This window comes from Streptomyces sp. NPDC048484 (genome assembly GCF_040651415.1).
In the GTDB taxonomy this organism is placed as follows: Bacteria; Actinomycetota; Actinomycetes; order Streptomycetales; family Streptomycetaceae; genus Streptomyces.
The window spans coordinates 18,017-34,624 of the sequence record NZ_JBEZJY010000026.1 but is presented as its reverse complement, the minus strand read 5'-3'; the positions used below and the strand labels follow the sequence as shown (position 1 = coordinate 34,624).

14 protein-coding genes and 1 pseudogene are annotated in these 16,608 nt (G+C 69.2%); 11 read left to right on the top strand and 4 right to left on the bottom strand.

Annotated elements, in window-relative coordinates:
- Positions 1-28: 28 nt before the first annotated feature.
- The 5 genes and pseudogenes from AB0D14_RS25605 to AB0D14_RS25585 all read left to right on the top strand — a co-directional run bounded on the left by AB0D14_RS25605 (position 29) and on the right by AB0D14_RS25585 (position 5,267).
- Complete coding sequence (locus AB0D14_RS25605; protein WP_362783103.1) at positions 29-1,939, top strand: acyl-CoA dehydrogenase; 1,911 nt, start codon at positions 29-31, stop codon at positions 1,937-1,939.
- A gap of 17 nt (positions 1,940-1,956) precedes the next feature.
- Entirely contained in the window at positions 1,957-2,955 is a 999-nt protein-coding gene (locus AB0D14_RS25600; protein ID WP_362783100.1) for an LnmK family bifunctional acyltransferase/decarboxylase, read from the top strand.
- 203 nt (positions 2,956-3,158) lie between these two features.
- Positions 3,159-3,427, top strand: a pseudogene (locus AB0D14_RS25595) (GntR family transcriptional regulator).
- A gap of 48 nt (positions 3,428-3,475) precedes the next feature.
- Complete coding sequence (locus tag AB0D14_RS25590; protein WP_362783097.1) at positions 3,476-4,348, top strand: LLM class flavin-dependent oxidoreductase; 873 nt, start codon at positions 3,476-3,478, stop codon at positions 4,346-4,348.
- 100 nt (positions 4,349-4,448) lie between these two features.
- Positions 4,449-5,267 (top strand): class I SAM-dependent methyltransferase, encoded by an 819-nt coding sequence (locus tag AB0D14_RS25585; RefSeq protein ID WP_362783094.1) that lies wholly within the window; start codon positions 4,449-4,451, stop codon positions 5,265-5,267.
- Positions 5,268-5,522: 255 nt separating this feature from the next.
- On the opposite strand, the gene AB0D14_RS25580 is transcribed toward AB0D14_RS25585, so the two are convergent.
- The gene (locus AB0D14_RS25580; protein WP_362783091.1) at positions 5,523-6,086 is read right to left on the bottom strand and encodes a TetR/AcrR family transcriptional regulator; all 564 of its coding nucleotides are present in this window, start codon (positions 6,084-6,086) and stop codon (positions 5,523-5,525) included.
- Between the two features lie 138 nt (positions 6,087-6,224).
- On the opposite strand from AB0D14_RS25580, the gene AB0D14_RS25575 reads away from it, so the two are divergent.
- Positions 6,225-7,235, top strand: coding sequence for an NADP-dependent oxidoreductase (locus AB0D14_RS25575; RefSeq protein WP_362783386.1), 1,011 nt, complete (start codon positions 6,225-6,227; stop codon positions 7,233-7,235).
- A 123-nt stretch (positions 7,236-7,358) separates the two neighbouring features.
- Here AB0D14_RS25575 and AB0D14_RS25570 read toward each other — a convergent pair whose 3' ends face one another.
- Positions 7,359-8,528, bottom strand: a complete 1,170-nt coding sequence (locus AB0D14_RS25570) for a winged helix DNA-binding domain-containing protein (RefSeq protein ID WP_362783088.1) — start codon at positions 8,526-8,528, stop codon at positions 7,359-7,361.
- A 540-nt stretch (positions 8,529-9,068) separates the two neighbouring features.
- On the opposite strand from AB0D14_RS25570, the gene AB0D14_RS25565 reads away from it, so the two are divergent.
- The 4 genes from AB0D14_RS25565 (at position 9,069) to AB0D14_RS25550 (ending at position 14,167) form a co-directional block, all read left to right on the top strand.
- The gene (locus AB0D14_RS25565) at positions 9,069-9,842 is read left to right on the top strand and encodes an isoprenyl transferase (RefSeq protein ID WP_362783085.1); all 774 of its coding nucleotides are present in this window, start codon (positions 9,069-9,071) and stop codon (positions 9,840-9,842) included.
- A gap of 340 nt (positions 9,843-10,182) precedes the next feature.
- On the top strand, positions 10,183-11,508 hold the full coding sequence (locus AB0D14_RS25560) for a PhoH family protein (protein ID WP_362783083.1): 1,326 nt from the start codon (positions 10,183-10,185) through the stop codon (positions 11,506-11,508).
- 437 nt (positions 11,509-11,945) lie between these two features.
- Entirely contained in the window at positions 11,946-12,656 is a 711-nt protein-coding gene (locus AB0D14_RS25555; protein ID WP_362783081.1) for a transglycosylase SLT domain-containing protein, read from the top strand.
- A gap of 125 nt (positions 12,657-12,781) precedes the next feature.
- Positions 12,782-14,167: an AI-2E family transporter gene (locus AB0D14_RS25550; protein WP_362783078.1), complete on the top strand. Its 1,386-nt coding sequence runs from the start codon at positions 12,782-12,784 to the stop codon at positions 14,165-14,167.
- Positions 14,168-14,341: 174 nt separating this feature from the next.
- Here AB0D14_RS25550 and AB0D14_RS25545 read toward each other — a convergent pair whose 3' ends face one another.
- Both AB0D14_RS25545 and AB0D14_RS25540 read right to left on the bottom strand, forming a co-directional pair.
- On the bottom strand, positions 14,342-14,875 hold the full coding sequence (locus tag AB0D14_RS25545; protein ID WP_362783075.1) for an alkyl hydroperoxide reductase: 534 nt from the start codon (positions 14,873-14,875) through the stop codon (positions 14,342-14,344).
- A gap of 3 nt (positions 14,876-14,878) precedes the next feature.
- Positions 14,879-15,433, bottom strand: coding sequence for a peroxiredoxin (locus AB0D14_RS25540; RefSeq protein ID WP_362783072.1), 555 nt, complete (start codon positions 15,431-15,433; stop codon positions 14,879-14,881).
- Between the two features lie 168 nt (positions 15,434-15,601).
- On the opposite strand from AB0D14_RS25540, the gene AB0D14_RS25535 reads away from it, so the two are divergent.
- Positions 15,602-16,537, top strand: a complete 936-nt coding sequence (locus AB0D14_RS25535; protein ID WP_362783069.1) for a LysR substrate-binding domain-containing protein — start codon at positions 15,602-15,604, stop codon at positions 16,535-16,537.
- Positions 16,538-16,608 lie beyond the last annotated feature (71 nt).

Sequence of the window (16,608 nt, the reverse complement as noted above, 5' to 3'; positions counted from 1 at the left end):
AGAACCGCACACGAAGGAGTAATCCCCCATGCCCCACGCGCACTCTCCCTGCGGAACCGCCCCCCGGACATCCGCCGACGTCCATGAACTGATCGGTCTCGTCTACGACGGGGATTTCGAGGCCGTTCACCAGCCACTGCGCGAGGTGTTGCAGGACCCGGTCTTCGACCGTCGTGAGGGACTCACCATGGCCGAACAAGGCCGGCTTGCGTACACGCGCGGCCGTGTCGTGCACGAACGTGCCGTCCCGCCCCGTGATGTCCTGGCCGACCCCCGCCATCTGTACGCAATTGGTGAGTGGCCAGCCCTGCTCGATACCACTACGTTGCCGCTGCTGATGAGCCATTACAACCTCTGCCTGGGCACGATCCTGGACCACGGCGGCGGCCGCGAAGACCTCGACGACTACGTCGGGGAGCTGGAGCGGATGGAGTCTGTCGGCATGTTGATGGTCAGCGAACTCGGCTACGGCAACAACGCAGCCTCCCTCCGCACCCGGGCCACCTACGACCGGGCGCGGGACGAATTCGTCCTGCACACCCCGGGGCCCGACGCGCAGAAGTTCATGCCCTACACCGGCATCCAGGATGTCCCGAAGCTGGCGGTTGTCATGGCTCGGCTGATCGTGGAAGACGCCGACTGCGGCGTCTTCCCGTTCATCGTGCGGATCAGCGACGCAAACGGCCTCGTACCCGGCGTGCACGCCACCCCGCTCCCGGACAAGCCCGGGCTCGCCCTCGATAACGGCTGCACGTGGTTCGACCATGTCCGCCTGCCGCGCCGCAGCCTGCTGGGCGGCGCCATGGGCGACCTCACCGCGGACGGACAGTTCACCAGCCCACTCCGTAACCGCCGCCACCGGTTCTTCCGCTCCCTGAGCCGGGTCCACCCCGGCCGCCTGTGCCTGGCGAGCTCCCTGGTAGCCGCAGGCCGGGCCAGCCTGCACATCGCCCTGCGCTACTCCGCCCGGCGGCACACCTTCGCCCCCGGCCGCGATGACGTGCCACTGCTCGCCTACCGCAGTCAGCAACTCTCCCTCTTCTGCGCTCTGGCCGACACCTACGCCATGACCTTCCTGATCAATTTGGCTAAGAGGCAGTACGCGGTCGCACCGGAAGCGAAGGAGACCGCCACCCTTATCGCCGTCACCAAGGCCGTATCCAGCTGGACGATCACCGACTGCCTCACCACGCTGCGCGAACGCATGGGGGCGCAGGGCATGTTCGCGGCCAACCGGATTGCCGATTACGTTGCCATGGCCCAGGGCGTTGTCACCGCCGAGGGAGACAACCTTCCCCTGCTCGCCAAGGCCGCCGGCGACCTCCTCAGCAACAGCAGCCACCCTGGCGGAGGCGGACGCCCCGACCTTCATCCGGGCCCCCCTGCGCCCCCCTCTCCCCAGGGGCGCAGCCTGGCCGATCCAGGGTTCCATGATGCGCTGCTTGCTTGGCGAGAGGAGGACCTACGGCTCCGTACCGGTCCGGCGATCCGGCGCGAGGTACGGGGCGGGAGTTCCTTGTTCGACGCGTGGAACCACCACCTCAATTCGGCGCTGGCGATGACAACAGCTCACGGCGAACGCCTCGCCCACAACTGCCTGCGCCAGGCAGCCACCGAGGCCCGCTCACCCCGCGTACGGGAGGCGCTGCGCTTGCTGGCCGCCGTACACGGGCTCGCCCGCATCGAGAGGAACTCCGGCCAATACCTCGCACACGGAGCCCTGACGGCTCGCCAGACGACACGGCTCCCCGCCCTGCTGGAAGAGCTGTGTGCGCGGCTGCTGCCCCACGCGGACCTGCTCGTGGACGGCTTCGCACTGTCCGACGAGCTGCTGCGCGCCCCGGCGCTCAGCCCCGGACTGAGCGCGTTCTCGGCCTGGGCGACGCCGGAGCCCGCCATGCGGCGCACCACGAGCGCATCGGGGGCGGTGGTCCGGTGACTTCACGGCTCTCTTCGATGTCCCCCGTTCCGCCGGACGCGGACGCCGCACCGTTGACCGTGGTCGAGCAGTCCGGTCCGGACAGTCTGCGGCGGCTGGTGACCGTACAGCCCGGCATGTGCGGCCCAGGGTCCCTCTTGATCGGACGAATCGGCGACTGGTCCTGGGAGACCGTCAGTGCCGTGTGCGGCACGGACGTCCTCAATGCCCGCGACTGCCACGGCCGTCCGGCCTATCTGTCCTTCTACTACTACCGGCTGCGTACCGGATCCGGGGACACCTCACCACTGCATCCCGGCGACCTCAGGTTCGGCGACCGGCTCGAAGTCGACTCCCGGGTCTTTGGATTCGGCGGCGAGTCGGCGCTGATACTGCACCGGCTGCGTCGACTCGCCCCCGGGGAGCCTCCGCATCGCGATTCGCTGACGGCCGAAGAGTTCTACGATCGCCCACAGCCAGGCTGCCTGTACGCGGAGAACTTCAATCACTGGATCTCCCGAGGGCGCCCCGACTCCAACCTCGGCCTCATCCGCTCCGCGCCCCCCGATTTCACTCATGATCACCTGCCGGTGCTGCCCGAGCGTTACTCGCCCACCACAGCCTGCCGCGCAGCACGCCGTGCGGGCCGCTTTACCGAGGCGGTACCGCACGGCTCCACACCGACAAACGAAGAATTCACCGTCGACTATCCGGTGGATTTGACCAGGGACGTGAATGGCGTCGGACTGCTCTACTTCGCCTCCTACTTCTCCATCGCCGACTACGGACTGCTGCGCTTGTGGCGGCGCCTCGGCCGGTCCGACGACTCCTTCCTGCGCCGCAAGCTGGTCGACTCCCGGATGTGCTATCTCGGCAACGCCGACCTCGATACCCACTTGCGCCTGCGAATGCACCCCTGGCACGGGCCGCCAGGTGACGAAGAAGTGGTGGTCGACCTCACGATTGAAGACACCACCCGGGAGCGCACCCTCGCACTGGGAGCCTTCCGGCTACGGGTGGACAACACCGGGGCGTGACGGCCCGGGAGGGGGTGACGGCGCCGTGGCGGTCACCGCGGCCACTCACAGCCGTCGTCCTCCTCGCCCCATCCGGCACCCCGGTCCTCGTCGAGCAGGTCGTTCACCTCGTCCTCGGTCAGTTCACGCGTTTTATCCACGGTACTCACGATGCCGACCCGGCCGTACGGTCCGCCGCCTGCTCACCGGTAGCCGACGCTGAAATCGATCACGAGGGGCCAGTCACGCCCTACTGGCAGTTGGCGGGCATCCTGCGTGCCCGGATCGCGCGGGGCGACTGGCAGCCGAACAGACCTGTCTCCAGCGAAACCCAACTCGTGCAGCAGTACGGCCTGGCGCGGACGCGGTCCGCCGTGCGATCGCGGTGCTCGTGGAGGAGGGGCTCGTCCTCACCGTTCCACAGCGGGGGACGTACGTCGCTCCCCAGCCGGACGCCTCCGACGACGAGGCCTCGGCAAGCCAGGCGGAGTGATCCGGCAATCAGGTTGATCCCCGCCCGCCCTCCGGGTAGGAAAGCCGCATGACCACACTCGGTGCTGTGTTCCGGCCCCAACTGCCCCCAGAACGCCTGCGAGCCCTGGCCCGCGCAGCGGAGGACGCGGGGCTCGAGGAACTCTGGCTGTGGGAGGACTGCTTCCTGGAAGGCGGCATCTCGGCGGCGGCAGCGGCCCTCGCGTGGACCGACCGGCTACGCGTCGGAGTCGGCCTGCTCCCCGTGCCGTTGCGCAACGTGGCCGTGACCGCGATGGAGGCCGCCACCCTGCACCGGCTCTTCCCGGGCCGGCCCGTCCTGGGCGTCGGCCACGGCGTACAGGACTGGATGGGGCAGGTCGGAGCACGGGCCGAGTCGCCCGTGACGCTCCTGCGTGAGTACCTCGTGGCGCTGCGCGCGCTGCTGGCCGGCGAACGCGTCACCACCGACGGCCGGTACGTGAAGCTCGACGACGTCGCTCTCGACTGGCCCCCGCCGGCGCCGGTGGAGATCCTCGCCGGAGCCACCGGACCCCGCTCGCTCAGGCTCTCCGGAGAGGCCGCGGACGGCACCATCCTCACCGCCAGCACACCACCGGAGGGCGTACGAAAGGCCCGCCAACTCATCGACGAGGGGCGGACGTCGGCCTCCCGCACCGACGCGCACCAGGTGGTCGTCTACCTCCTCACCGCCACCGGACCCGACGCCGCAGCCCGCCTCCACGCCGAACTGCAGGTCGAAGGCGTGGCGTCGGTCCCGGATCTCGGAGTCGCCGGGGACGCCGACACCGTCGCCAAGGCCGTACAACGCCTCACGGACGCCGGAGCCGACACGGTGATCCTCCAGCCCACCGCCGATGAACCGGACCCCGAAAGCTTCATCCGCTTCACGGCCGAAGAGGTACGCTCCCTCGTCCCCTGAGCCACGCTCGCGCCGACTGTCAGCCGGTGATTCCCGGAGAGCAGGGAAAGCGGGGAGAAATCGGTCGCGTTACGCGCGCGCCGCCTGCCACCATCGCGCGATGAACCCGACCGGCCCGACCAACCCGACCGGCATCAGCGGCCCGAGCGGCCCGAGCACCCGCACCTTTCGGGAACTCGTCGACGAGGCCGAGGCCGCTCCGACCGACGGGTGGGACTTCTCGTGGTTCGCGGGGCGGGCCACCGAGGAACGGCCCTCCTGGGGGTACGCGCGGGCCATGGGGGAGCGTCTGGCCAGGGCGGGAGCCGCGCTCGACATCCAGACCGGCGGCGGTGAAGTCCTGGCGACTGCCCGGGAGTTGCCGAAACTCACCGTCGCCACCGAGGGCTGGCCCCCGAACGTCGCCAAGGCCACCGCCCTGCTCCAGCCACGGGGCGCGGTCGTCGTCGCCACGCCGGAGGACGCTCCGCTGCCGTTCGGGGACGAGGCGTTCGACCTCGTCGTGAGCCGGCATCCGGTGACACCACACTGGACGGAGATCGTCCGCGTCCTGCGGCCCGGGGGCACGTACTTTGCCCAGCACGTCGGCCCCAGCAGCGCCTACGAGGTCGTCGAGTACTTCCTCGGCCCGCAGCCCGACGCTCAGCGCAACGCCCGTGATCCCGAGCGCGAGCGCGCCGGGGCCGAGGCGGCCGGTCTGGAGATCGTCGACCTGCGGGCGGAGCGGTTGCGGATGGAGTTCCGCGACATCGGGGCCGTCGTGCACTTCCTGCGGAAGGTGGTGTGGATGGTGCCCGGCTTCACTGTCGACCAGTACCGGCCCCAACTGCTGAGTCTGCATGAGCGGATCGAGGCCGAGGGCCCGTTCGTGGCCCACAGCTCCCGCCACCTCTTCGAGGCCCGCAAGCCGAAGGCCTGACCACTGACCGGCAGGTCCGGACCCCGGACCCCGGCCCCCGGCCCCCGGCCCCCGGCCCCCGGCCCCCGGCCCCCGGCCCCCGGCCCCCGGCCCCCGGCCCCCGGCCCCCGGGCCTCGGACCCCGCCTCGGACCTCGGAACCCGGACCCCGTTGTGGCCTGAGCGCCACGCGGGGGTCTGCGGGCCGGTCAGCGTGTGCTCATGTCAGCCAGCGATGGGCCTGAGGGCGGCTACAGGCCCGAGGGCGGCCTTCTCCTTAGGCATGGCTGCCTTCTGCGCTCGTCAGGATCGCGCTCGCGACGACCTCGAAGAGGTGGTCGGCGCGTGGCGCGAGCGAGGGTTGATCGCCGAGCCACGCGAGCGTCGCGATCAGCGCGAACAGATCGGTGCCATCGAGGTCGGTCCGCGCCACGCCCGCGGCCTGGGCGCGGGCGAGGAGCCGCGCACCGGCCGCGCGCAGGGTGACGCACGAAGCGTGGAGTGCGGACTCGGTGTCGTCGATGGCGGCTGCCATCAGCACGGTCACGCCCCGGTACTCGGTTGTCCACCCGACGCAGTCGCGTAGCCACGAAACGAGGGCGTCTTCGGGTGGGCTCGACGTCTCGAGCTCACCCGCCTTCGCTGTCAGCTCGTCGAAGCTCGTGTGGAGCAGGGCCTCAAGCAGCGCCTCGCGCGTCGGGTAGTGCCGCAGCAACGTCGCGAGCCCGACGTCGGCCCTGCGCGCGATGTCGCGCAGGGACACGTCGACGCCCTGCTCGGTGATGGCGGTGCCCGCGACCGCGAGCACGTGGTCGCGGTTCTTCCTGGCGTCGGCCCGCATCTGTCCCTCTCCCGCTTGTCCTCTTGCTTGTCCCACTTGACTATATGGATCGGTGGTCCATATATTCGGATCAGTGGTTCGGTTATGTGGACCGCCGATCCGAATGAGTCTATCCCGCAGCGCGGGCAGGAGAAAACGATGCCGACACACACGATGAGGGCGATCCGGCTGCATGAGCACGGCGGCCCTGAGGTGCTGCGTTACGACGAGGCGCCGATCCCTGAGCCGGGCCCGGGTGAGGTGCTCGTTCGCGTGCACGCGGTCGGCATCAATCCCCCGGACTGGTACCTGCGCGGCGGGATGACCACGATGCCCGGGGAGACGGAATCGACGGTCGCTCTGCCGGTGATTCCGGGGACGGACGTGTCGGGAGTCGTCGAGGCCGTCGCCGCGGATGTGGACGGCCTCGCCGTCGGCGATGAAGTCTTCGGGCTTCTGCGTTTTCCCAGTTTCCACGGCAGCGCCTATGCCGAGTACGTGGCCGCGCGTGCGTCGGACCTCGCACGCAAGCCGGCCGGCCTCGACCACGTGCACGCCGCCGGGACGCCCATGGCCGGGCTCACCGCGTGGCAGTTCCTGATCGAGGTCGGACACGATCACCCGTCGCCCTTCCAGCAGGCACGGCATCGCCCGACGGCGTTCGACGCCGACACGACGGTGCTCGTCAACGGCGCTGCGGGCGGCGTGGGGCACTTCGCGGTACAGCTGGCGAAATGGAAGGGCGCACGTGTCGTCGCGGTGGCATCGGGCGCGCATGAATCGTTCCTGAGCGGGCTCGGCGCCGACCAGTTCATCGACTACACCAAGAGTCGTCCCGAAGAGCTCGTGCACGACATCGACCTCGTTCTCGACGCCGTCGGCGGTCCCGACAGCAGCCGCTTCCTGCGCACGCTCAAGCGCGGCGGCTCCCAGTTCGCCGTGCTCCCCGGGGACTTCGATGCCGAGGAGACCGCGAAGCTGGGCGTCACGGTATCGAGCGCACAGGTCCGCTCGAACGGCGCGCAGCTCGCTGAACTGGGGCGCCTGCTCGACGCGGGCACGGTCCGCGTCGCGATCGACAGCACGTTCGCGCTCGCGGATGCCCGGGCAGCGCACGAACGCGCTGCCCGAGGGCATATCCAGGGCAAGATCGTGCTCACGGTCGCTTAGGAACGAGCCGTTAGGGACGAGCCGTTTCACCGACGCGGTTGACGCCAGTCCGCGGACCTCGGGCCTCTCCGAGATGCAGGCCCTCCAGCCCGCTGGGGCTCCGGAGCACAAGGGCACAAGCCCTCAAGCGTGCGCCCCCGCCGTCACCTTCCCCACCACCAGTTCCGGCTTCGCCTCCAGGACCTCACCCACCCGCTCGACCTGTTCGCCCAGTTCCTTCTCCTGCGCGCCGGTCAGCCGCCCCAGCGGCTCCACCGTCACCGTCGTCCGCTTCCCCTGCCGCCGCTGGTGCCAGACGCCCGCGACCACCCCGTCGACGAGCAGTACGGGAAAGTTCCCCGCCTGCCCGCCCGCCAGAGCCCGCTCGTAGGCGGCGCCGGGGAACATCCGCTCACGCGGCTGCGCGGCGACGGCGTACGCGTCGAAGTAGGGGAGGAGCCGCACGCCCCGTACGGCCTCGGTGGGGAAGTCGCTGTCGCCCGCCACCACCCAGGCGGGCGTTCCCTCGAAGTCGACCTCCTCGATCCCGCCGGAGGAGGCCAGCGAGGAGAAGAGGGCCGCGGCCCAACCCCGGGGCGCGGCGGCCCACTTGGCGAAGTGCTGCGGCGTGGCGGGACCGTACGCATGCAAATAGTGGCGTACGAGTGCGGCGAGGGCCTCGTCCGCGGGGAGCGGGTCGAAGTGCGGTGGGCGGGTGTAGGTGGCCTTGCGGCCCCGGTTGGGGGCGAAACACAGCGCGCCGGACTGCCCGGCGCGGTGCATCACCTGGCGCCACCGCGGCCACTTGCCCTGGAAGGCCTCCATCACGAGGTCCCCGGCCCAGGGGCCGGTGCGGGCCACGACCTCCTCGGACAGCTCGTCGATGGTCAGCTGCCGCCCGTCGAGAGCGTCGCCGATCGCCGCGACGACCTGTGCCTCCTGCCCTGATGTCATGCGCACCGACGGGCTCGGGCTCGTACCGCTCGGCACGGCGGTCAGTGCGGCGCTCCAGAAGGGGAGTTCGGTGGCCGCGAGGAGATGGATCGTGCCTCGTGGGCCGTACGTCTTCACGACGCTCCGGTCGTCCCACAGTGCCGACCGCACGTCCTGGCGGGTCGAGCCGTCGAGCCGCAGCGCCACGGAGAGCTCGGCCGCCGACAGAACCTGCGCGTGCACGGCGAGCAGGGTGGACACGACCGCGGCCACGGAAGTGCCGGACTGCGCGGGTGTACTCGGCAACTGGGCGGGAGTACGCAGCAGCTGGCGCCCGTAGCGCCGCGCGCCGGCCTCGGCCCACGTGATCCTCGAAGTCATGGTCTCGACGCTAGCCCCGAAGTAGGTCAGAACCTGTCCGCTGTGGGGCGGGCGGTGCCGGTCGGCCGCCGGTCGGCGATTCACCCTTGGGGCGTACGTCCGAGGCGAATGGCCTATTGCCCCATAACCTCGCGTGAACCCCCTGGTTCTCTCCAAATTCTCCTTGATCGCCTTGGAATCCGCTGTGATTCAGCCATGTTCTGCCTCTGAACGAGTGTCGCCACGTTCACCCGGGCGTCGCCGGGCGACTCCGGAGAGTAGTTGTGGCACGCCGATGCATGCAGCATCACTTACGAAGGGTTATGGTGGAAACCCCCCCTCGGGCCGGTCCGTCTCCCCCCCACGGACCGGCCCGTTTTTTTGTGCGCTCCCACGCGCCCGGCGCACACCCCAGAGCCGCCGCCGCACCGCGCCGCCCGTCCTCGCTCCCCTCCGCGCCCATCGGCCGGAGGCCTTGCACCCCAAGGGTGAGAGGCGGTCAGGCAGGGGTATCGTGTCGCCCTCGGGGACTGTCATCTGTACTGAGGGGCTGACGGAAACGTGAACCTGCGCGACAACCTGCGCCGCTTGCTGGTCAGGTTCTATGCACGCAGGGTGGAAGGCCACCTTGACCACGACCAGGTGCCCAAGCACATCGGGGTCATCATGGACGGCAACCGGCGCTGGGCGAAGGCGGCGGGCAGCACCGCCGCCCAGGGGCACCGGGCCGGAGCCCACAAGATCGAGGAGTTCCTCGGCTGGTGCTCCGAGACCGACGTCGAGGTCGTCACCCTCTGGCTGCTGTCCACGGACAACCTCGACCGCCCCGAGGAAGAGCTCGTACCGCTGCTCGGCATCATCGAGAACGTCGTGAGCTCCCTCGCCGTCGACGGGCGTTGGCGTGTGCACCACGTAGGCACCCCGGACATCCTGCCCTCGCAGATGCAGACCGTCCTGAAGGAGGCCGAGGAGTCCACCGCGCACGTCGACGGAATAGTCGTCAACGTCGCCATCGGCTACGGCGGCCGTCAGGAGATCGCCGACGCCGTGCGCTCGATGCTCCTCCACCACGCCGACAAGGGCACCTCGATGGAGGCCCTCGCCGAGAACGTCGACGTCGACATGATCCGCAAGCACCTCTACACCAGCGATCAGCCCGACCCCGACCTGGTGATCCGTACGAGCGGAGAACAGCGGCTGTCCGGATTCATGCTCTGGCAGACGGCCCACTCCGAGTACTACTTCTGTGAGGTCTTCTGGCCGGCCTTCCGCAAGGTCGACTTCCTGCGCGCCATGCGTGACTACGCGGCCCGCCACCGGCGCTACGGCGGCTGATTTCCTCCCGGCCCGGTGCGCCTCTGGGGTTGCCGTGAGGCCAGTTGTTGGTCCTTTGGGGTGGAAGTAATGAGGAGTTCACCAGAGCGCCGTCATGTGTGCTGGCATGGCATCGTGCGTTCGAGGGCATAAAGCTTCCAGGTCGACACCCGAACCACGGGTGTCGGATCTCAGCGGACGGCACGGGGCCGTCCGCCCGGGAGGCCCTTTGCACCAGCGCGACCGTGCGGTCAGTACGGACGAGGCGGAGGGCCGGTTCTCGGCCCGTGCATCGGTGCCGGAAACCGGTCCAGTTCTCCTCCGTCGCTCCCCGACCTCATCCGAGGGGGTACGTCCTTCCGTGGTGACCAGCACAAAGCGCCGTATGCCAGACCGGCGCACCTATGTTCTCGACACCAGCGTCCTGCTGGCCGACCCGCACGCCATGAACCGCTTCGACGAGCACGAAGTAGTGCTGCCGATCGTCGTGGTCACGGAATTGGAGGCCAAGCGGCACCATCCCGAACTCGGCTACTTCGCCCGGCAGGCCCTGCGTCTGCTCGACGAGTTCCGGGTGAAGTACGGCCGGCTCGATGCCCCTATCCCCACCGGGGAGTTGGGCGGGACGGTTCGTGTCGAGCTCAATCACTCGGACCCCAGCGTGCTGCCCAGCGGCTATCGCCTGGGGGACAACGACTCCCGCATTCTCGCGGTCGCCCGCAATCTGCAGGCCGAGGGGTTCGACGTCACGGTCGTGTCGAAGGACCTCCCGCTGAGGATCAAGGCCTCCTCGGTCGGGCTCCTCGCTGAGGAGTACCGCGCGGAACTCGCCATCACAGGCTCCTCCGGATGGACCGGAATGTCCGAACTGACGCTCTCCGGCGAACAGGTGGACCTCCTCTTCGACGAGGACAACCTGTACGTCCCCGAGGCGTCGGACTTCCCGGTCCACACGGGGCTGATGGTCCAGTCCGAGCGAGGCAAGGCCCTGGGGCGCGTGACGCCCGAGGGCAACGTCCGGCTCGTACGCGGTGACCGGGAGGCCTTCGGTATCAAGGGCCGCAGCGCGGAACAGCGCATCGCGCTGGATCTGCTCCTCGACCCGGACATCGGGATCGTGTCGATGGGTGGCCGGGCCGGCACCGGAAAGTCGGCGCTCGCCCTGTGCGCGGGCCTGGAAGCCGTGCTCGAACGGCGTCAGCACAAGAAGGTGATGGTCTTCCGGCCGCTGTACGCGGTCGGCGGGCAGGAGCTGGGCTATCTGCCTGGTTCCGAGTCCGAGAAGATGGGGCCCTGGGCGCAGGCCGTCTTCGACACGCTCTCCGCGGTCACCAGCCGAGAGGTCATCGAGGAGGTCACCGCGCGCGGGATGCTGGAGGTCCTGCCGCTCACGCACATCCGCGGCCGCTCACTCCACGACGCCTTCGTGATCGTGGACGAGGCCCAATCCCTGGAACGGAATGTCCTGTTGACCGTTCTGTCCCGAATCGGGGCTAATTCACGGGTTGTTCTGACCCATGACGTGGCCCAGCGGGACAATCTCAGGGTCGGCCGCTACGACGGGGTCGTGGCCGTCGTGGAGAAGCTGAAGGGGCATCCGCTCTTCGCGCATGTCACGCTCACCAGGTCCGAGCGGTCCCAGATTGCGGCCCTTGTGACCGAAATGCTGGAGGACGGACAGATCTGATCCCACCTGCCCCCACCCATCCCGTCTGTCCAACGGGTGGTGGCTACACGATAGTTGGCGCCGTCCGGCAAAGGCGAAGGAGCCTAGCCGGGCGGCGCCCTGGCGCGCGCTCATTTCCGGAAAACTTCCGTGGCAAACCGGGTGTGAGCTTTCACACCCGGCACGGAATTGCTTCTCGGTGCCGCGGTACGGCTAGAGTCTCATTCCTGTCAGGCCCCGCATACGACACACCTGTACCCCCAGCGGCACAGAACAGCAGAAGCATCAGAACTCCATAACGCCGTCGTATGCCGCCCGAGCACCACGTGGCGCTCCCCGCAAGGGAGTTGCCCGTCGGGCCCGCGCCTCCAATGACCCCGCAGTTGGGAGGCCAGTGTCAGGGGCACGATTGCGTCCGCGAGGGTCACCTGTAGCGGTCGATGCTGGAAGGAAACCGTGTGAGCCGGATCTCGGTCCGTGGGCTCGCAGTGGCCTCGGCCACCGCAGTCACCGCTGTAGGCGCTGTTACGGGTGTTGCCTCGGGCAGCACCGCACCCGCAAGTGATGACGCCGAGGCAGCGACGAGCGGTTCGACGCTCCTCGCGGATATACCCTCGGGCGCGCAGGCGCAGGTGCAGACCGCCTCCCTGACGCAGCAGGCCGACTCCCAGGCCATCGCGGCGGACTCGACCGCCAAGAAGGACGCCGAGGCAGCCGCGCGCAAGCAGGCCGCCACGGACGCGGTCGCGAAGCAGAAGGCCGCGGAGAAGGCTGCGGAGAAGGCGGAGCAGGACGCCAAGGACCGCAAGGAAGCGGCCAAGGTCGCCAGCCGTTCCGCCACGCGCGACTCGACCACCTTTACGGTGAAGGCGTCGTACACCGCTGCGGAAGTCCAGGAGATGGCGCGCTCGATGGTCCCGGCGGACCAGTTCCAGTGCTTCAGCCGGATCGTCGACCACGAGTCCAGCTGGAACTACCAGGCGGACAACCCCACCTCCGACGCGTACGGCCTTGTGCAGGCGCTGCCGGGTTCGAAGATGTCCTCGGCCGGTGCCGACTGGGCGACCAACCCGGCCACGCAGATCAAGTGGGGCCTGAGCTACATGGACGACCGGTACGGCAGCCCGTGTGGAGCCTGGGACTTCTGGCAGGCCAACAACTACTACTGAGCCGACAGCGGCTCAACCCCGCGGAGCCCTTCACCGTCCTACGGTGGAGGGCTTCTGCCATGTACGGTCGGGGCCGACGACTCCAGGGGGGAGTGGTGGGGAGCAACGGGGGAAAAGGACGGATCATGTCGCGAGTGCCAGGGTGGTTCGGCCGAGTCGGTGCCAGACTCACCGAAGTGGGAGAGCGGTTGGACGCGCGCCGCGCGGCCGCCGAACAGGACGACGAGGCCGAAGAGCGCGGCGACGTCGGCAGGGACGAAGCGGACGGTGCGGACGTCCGGTCCCTGTCATCGTCCTATCCCGCGGGCACCGCAGGCACCGCAGGCACCGTTCGGCCCGAACCCGCGAGCGCCGTGCCGTGGGGCATGCGGGTCGCCGCCGAAGCCGGCTGGCGGCTGCTCGTACTCGCCGGCACCCTCTGGGTGCTGATGCGCGTCATCAGCGCCGTGCAGCTCGTCGTCCTCGCCTTCGTCGCCGCGCTGCTCATCACCGCGCTGCTCCAGCCCACGGTCGCCCGGCTGCGGCGGTACGGGATGCCGCGCGGGCTCGCCACCGCGCTCACCGCGGTCCTCGGCTTCGTCGTCATGGGGCTGGTCGGATGGTTCGTGGTCTGGCAGGTCATGGAGAACATCAACAACCTCGCCGACCAGATCCAGGACGGCATCGACGAGCTTCAGCGGTGGCTGCTGAAAAGCCCGTTCCATGTGACCGAGGACCAGATCAGGGACATCGCCAAGAGCCTGCGCGAGGCGGTCGGGGCGAACACCGAGGAGATCACGTCCGCAGGGCTCGAAGGCGTCACCGTCATCGTCGAGGCGCTCACCGGCATCCTCCTCACGATGTTCTCCACGCTCTTCCTCCTCTACGACGGCAAGCGCATCTGGGAGTGGACCCTCAAGCTGGTCCCGTCGGCGGCGCGTCCGGGGGTGGCGGGGGCGGGACCGCGGGCCTGGCGCACGCTGACCGCCTATGTCCGCGGCACGGTGATAGTCGCTCTGATCGACGCCACCTTCATCGGGCTCGGCATCTTCTTCCTCGACGTCCCGATGGCCGTCCCGCTCGCCGTCTTCATCTTCCTGGGAGCCTTCATCCCGCTGGTCGGTGCCGTCATCTCCGGGGCGCTGGCGGTGGTGGTCGCGCTGGTGACGCAGGGCGTCTTCACGGCGGTCATGACCCTGGCCGTGGTGCTGGCCGTCCAGCAGATCGAGGGGCACATCCTCCAGCCGTTCATCCTCGGGCGGGCGGTACGGGTGCATCCGCTCGCCGTCGTGCTGTCCGTCGCGGCGGGTGGGCTGGTCGCGGGGATCGGGGGAGCGGTGGTCGCGGTGCCGCTCGTCGCGGTCACCAACACGGTGGTCGGCTACCTGCGCTCGCACTCCCGCGAGGCCGCACTCCGCCACTCCCCGGCGCCACACGGGTCGACGGCGACGGCGGCAGCGGCGACGCCGGCTCCCGCGGCCCCAGCGCAGGACCCACCGCAGGATCCACCCCCCAGCCCGTCCGGCGTTTGAGGACGAGCGCGTTCAGCGCGACGCGAGGGCCTGGGAGCGCAGCCCCCAGAAGCGACGCGAAAGGGCGCGAAAGGGCGGGAAAGGGCGGGAAAGGGAAGGGGCGGCGGGGGTGAGAACAACAGAGCCCCACCCACCATGAAGGTGAGCGGGGCTACCTGCTGAGCGAGCCGCAGGCTACTGCGTGAGGACCGCTTCCGAGTCCAGCGTGACCCCCACGGCCTGCACGACCGCCGCGATCTTGAACGCCTCCTGGATCGTCTCCCGGTCGACGCCCGCCTTGCGGAGCACCTGCTCGTGCGAGTCGAGGCACTGCCCGCACCCGTTGATCGCGGAGACGGCGAGCGACCACAGCTCGAAGTCGACCTTCTCCACACCCGGGTTCCCGATCACGTTCATCCGCAGACCGGCCCGCAGCGTCCCGTACTCCGGGTCGGAGAGCAGATGCCGCGTGCGGTAGAAGACGTTGTTCATCGCCATGACCGCCGCAGCGGACTTCGCCGCCGTGTAGGCCTCCGGCGAGAGCTTCGCGTTGGCCTCCTCCTCCAGCTCACGCAGAACACTGGGCGACCGCGAGGCGATGGCGCAGGCGAGCACCGTGCCCCACAGCTGCTGCTGCGGAAGGTCGGAGTTGCCGATCACCGAACCGAGGTTCAGCCGGAGGTCCTTGGCGTAGTCCGGAATCGCGGACTTCAGCGCGTCGAGGGACATGGGTCACTCACCGGCCAGCAGCTTGACCGGGTCGAGGGTGTTCTCGCCCTTGGTCCAGTTGCAGGGGCACAGCTCGTCGGTCTGCAGCGCGTCCAGAACCCGCAGGACCTCCTTGGGATTACGGCCGACGGAACCGGCGGTCACCATGGAGAACTGGATCTCGTTGTTCTGGTCGACGACGAAGACGGCACGCTTGGCGAAGCCGTCCTCGCCCTCGATGCCGAGGTCACGCATGAGTTCGTGCCGCGAGTCGGCCATCATCGGGAAGGGCAGGTCGGTCAGGTCCGGGTGGTCCTTGCGCCAGGCGTGGTGCACGAACTCGGAGTCGCCGGAGAAGCCGAGGACCTGCGCGTCACGGTCGGCGAACTCGTCGTTCAGCTTTCCGAAGGCGGCGATCTCGGTCGGGCACACGAAGGTGAAGTCCTTGGGCCACGCGAAGACGATCTTCCACTGACCCTCGTACGTCTTGTGGTTGATCTGCTCGAACTCCTCGCCCTTCTCCAGCGAGACACAGGCAGTCAGATCGAACTCGGGGAACTTGTCACCGACAGTGAGCACACGCTCTCCTTGCAACGAAGGAAACCTCGTTTTGGGAGGTTTCCTCATGGGTTGGACGCTCTTGATCGTGGCACAGAGTGCATTGATTACAGAAATCGCTACACTTGGTCTTGTTGATCGGGAGTAGCTATCAGTGCCCATGAACAATCATGAACAAGAGGACCGCCAGTGGCCCCCGTCAGGAAGAGGCAGCCCAGCCTGTCGCAGCTGCGCGCCTTCGCCGCCGTGGCCGAGCATCTGCACTTCAGGGACGCGGCGGCGGCCATAGGCATGAGCCAGCCCGCCCTGTCCGGCGCGGTCTCGACGCTGGAGGAGACCCTCGGGGTGACGCTGCTGGAGCGCACGACCCGCAAGGTGCTCCTGTCGCCGGCGGGCGAGCGGCTGGCCGTACGGGCCAGGGCCGTGCTCGACGAGGTGGGCGCGCTGCTGGCGGAGGCCGAGGCGGTGCGGGCGCCGTTCACCGGGGTGCTGCGCCTCGGGGTGATCCCGACGGTGGCGCCGTATCTGCTGCCGACCGTCCTCAGGCTCGTCCACGACCGGTATCCGGCCCTCGACCTCCAGGTCCATGAGGAGCAGACGGCGAACCTGCTGGAGGGGCTCACCACGGGACGGCTCGACCTGCTGTTGCTCGCCGTGCCCCTCGGTGTGCCCGGAGTCGTCGAACTGCCGCTGTTCGACGAGGACTTCGTGCTGGTCACGCCGTTGGACCACTGGCTGGGCGGCAGGGAGGGCATCCCGCGTGACGCGCTGCGCGAGCTCAATCTGCTGCTGCTGGACGAGGGCCACTGCCTGCGCGACCAGGCCCTCGACATCTGCCGGGAGGCGGGTCGCGCGGACGCGCCGGTCACCACGACCGCCGCGGGGCTCTCCACCCTCGTACAACTGGTCGCGGGCGGTCTCGGGGTGACGCTGTTGCCGCGTACGGCCGTCAAGGTGGAGACGACCCGCAGCGACCAGCTGCTCACCAGCAATTTCGTGGAGCCGGCCCCGACCCGGCGCATCGCGCTCGCCATGCGCGCGGGCGCCGCGCGCGGGGCGGAGTACGAGGAGCTGGCCGAAGCCCTGCGGGAAGCGCTGAAGCCGTTGCCGGTACGGGTGTTGTGACCCGTACCGGCAACGGCTGGTCGCGCGGTTCCCCGCGCCCCTGATGGTGCGCCTGATGGGAGCCCTTGATG

Excerpts from the sequence above, each read along its gene's own strand:
- AB0D14_RS25590 (WP_362783097.1), top strand. The coding sequence starts at position 3,476 with ATGACCACACTCGGTGCTGTGTTCCGGCCCCAACTGCCCCCAGAACGC.
- AB0D14_RS25570 (WP_362783088.1), bottom strand. The coding sequence starts at position 8,528 with ATGACTTCGAGGATCACGTGGGCCGAGGCCGGCGCGCGGCGCTACGGG.
- AB0D14_RS25575 (WP_362783386.1), top strand. The coding sequence starts at position 6,225 with ATGCCGACACACACGATGAGGGCGATCCGGCTGCATGAGCACGGCGGC.
- AB0D14_RS25600 (WP_362783100.1), top strand. The coding sequence starts at position 1,957 with ATGTCCCCCGTTCCGCCGGACGCGGACGCCGCACCGTTGACCGTGGTC.
- AB0D14_RS25605 (WP_362783103.1), top strand. The coding sequence starts at position 29 with ATGCCCCACGCGCACTCTCCCTGCGGAACCGCCCCCCGGACATCCGCC.
- AB0D14_RS25585 (WP_362783094.1), top strand. The coding sequence starts at position 4,449 with ATGAACCCGACCGGCCCGACCAACCCGACCGGCATCAGCGGCCCGAGC.
- AB0D14_RS25550 (WP_362783078.1), top strand. The coding sequence starts at position 12,782 with ATGTCGCGAGTGCCAGGGTGGTTCGGCCGAGTCGGTGCCAGACTCACC.
- AB0D14_RS25580 (WP_362783091.1), bottom strand. The coding sequence starts at position 6,086 with ATGCGGGCCGACGCCAGGAAGAACCGCGACCACGTGCTCGCGGTCGCG.
- AB0D14_RS25545 (WP_362783075.1), bottom strand. The coding sequence starts at position 14,875 with ATGTCCCTCGACGCGCTGAAGTCCGCGATTCCGGACTACGCCAAGGAC.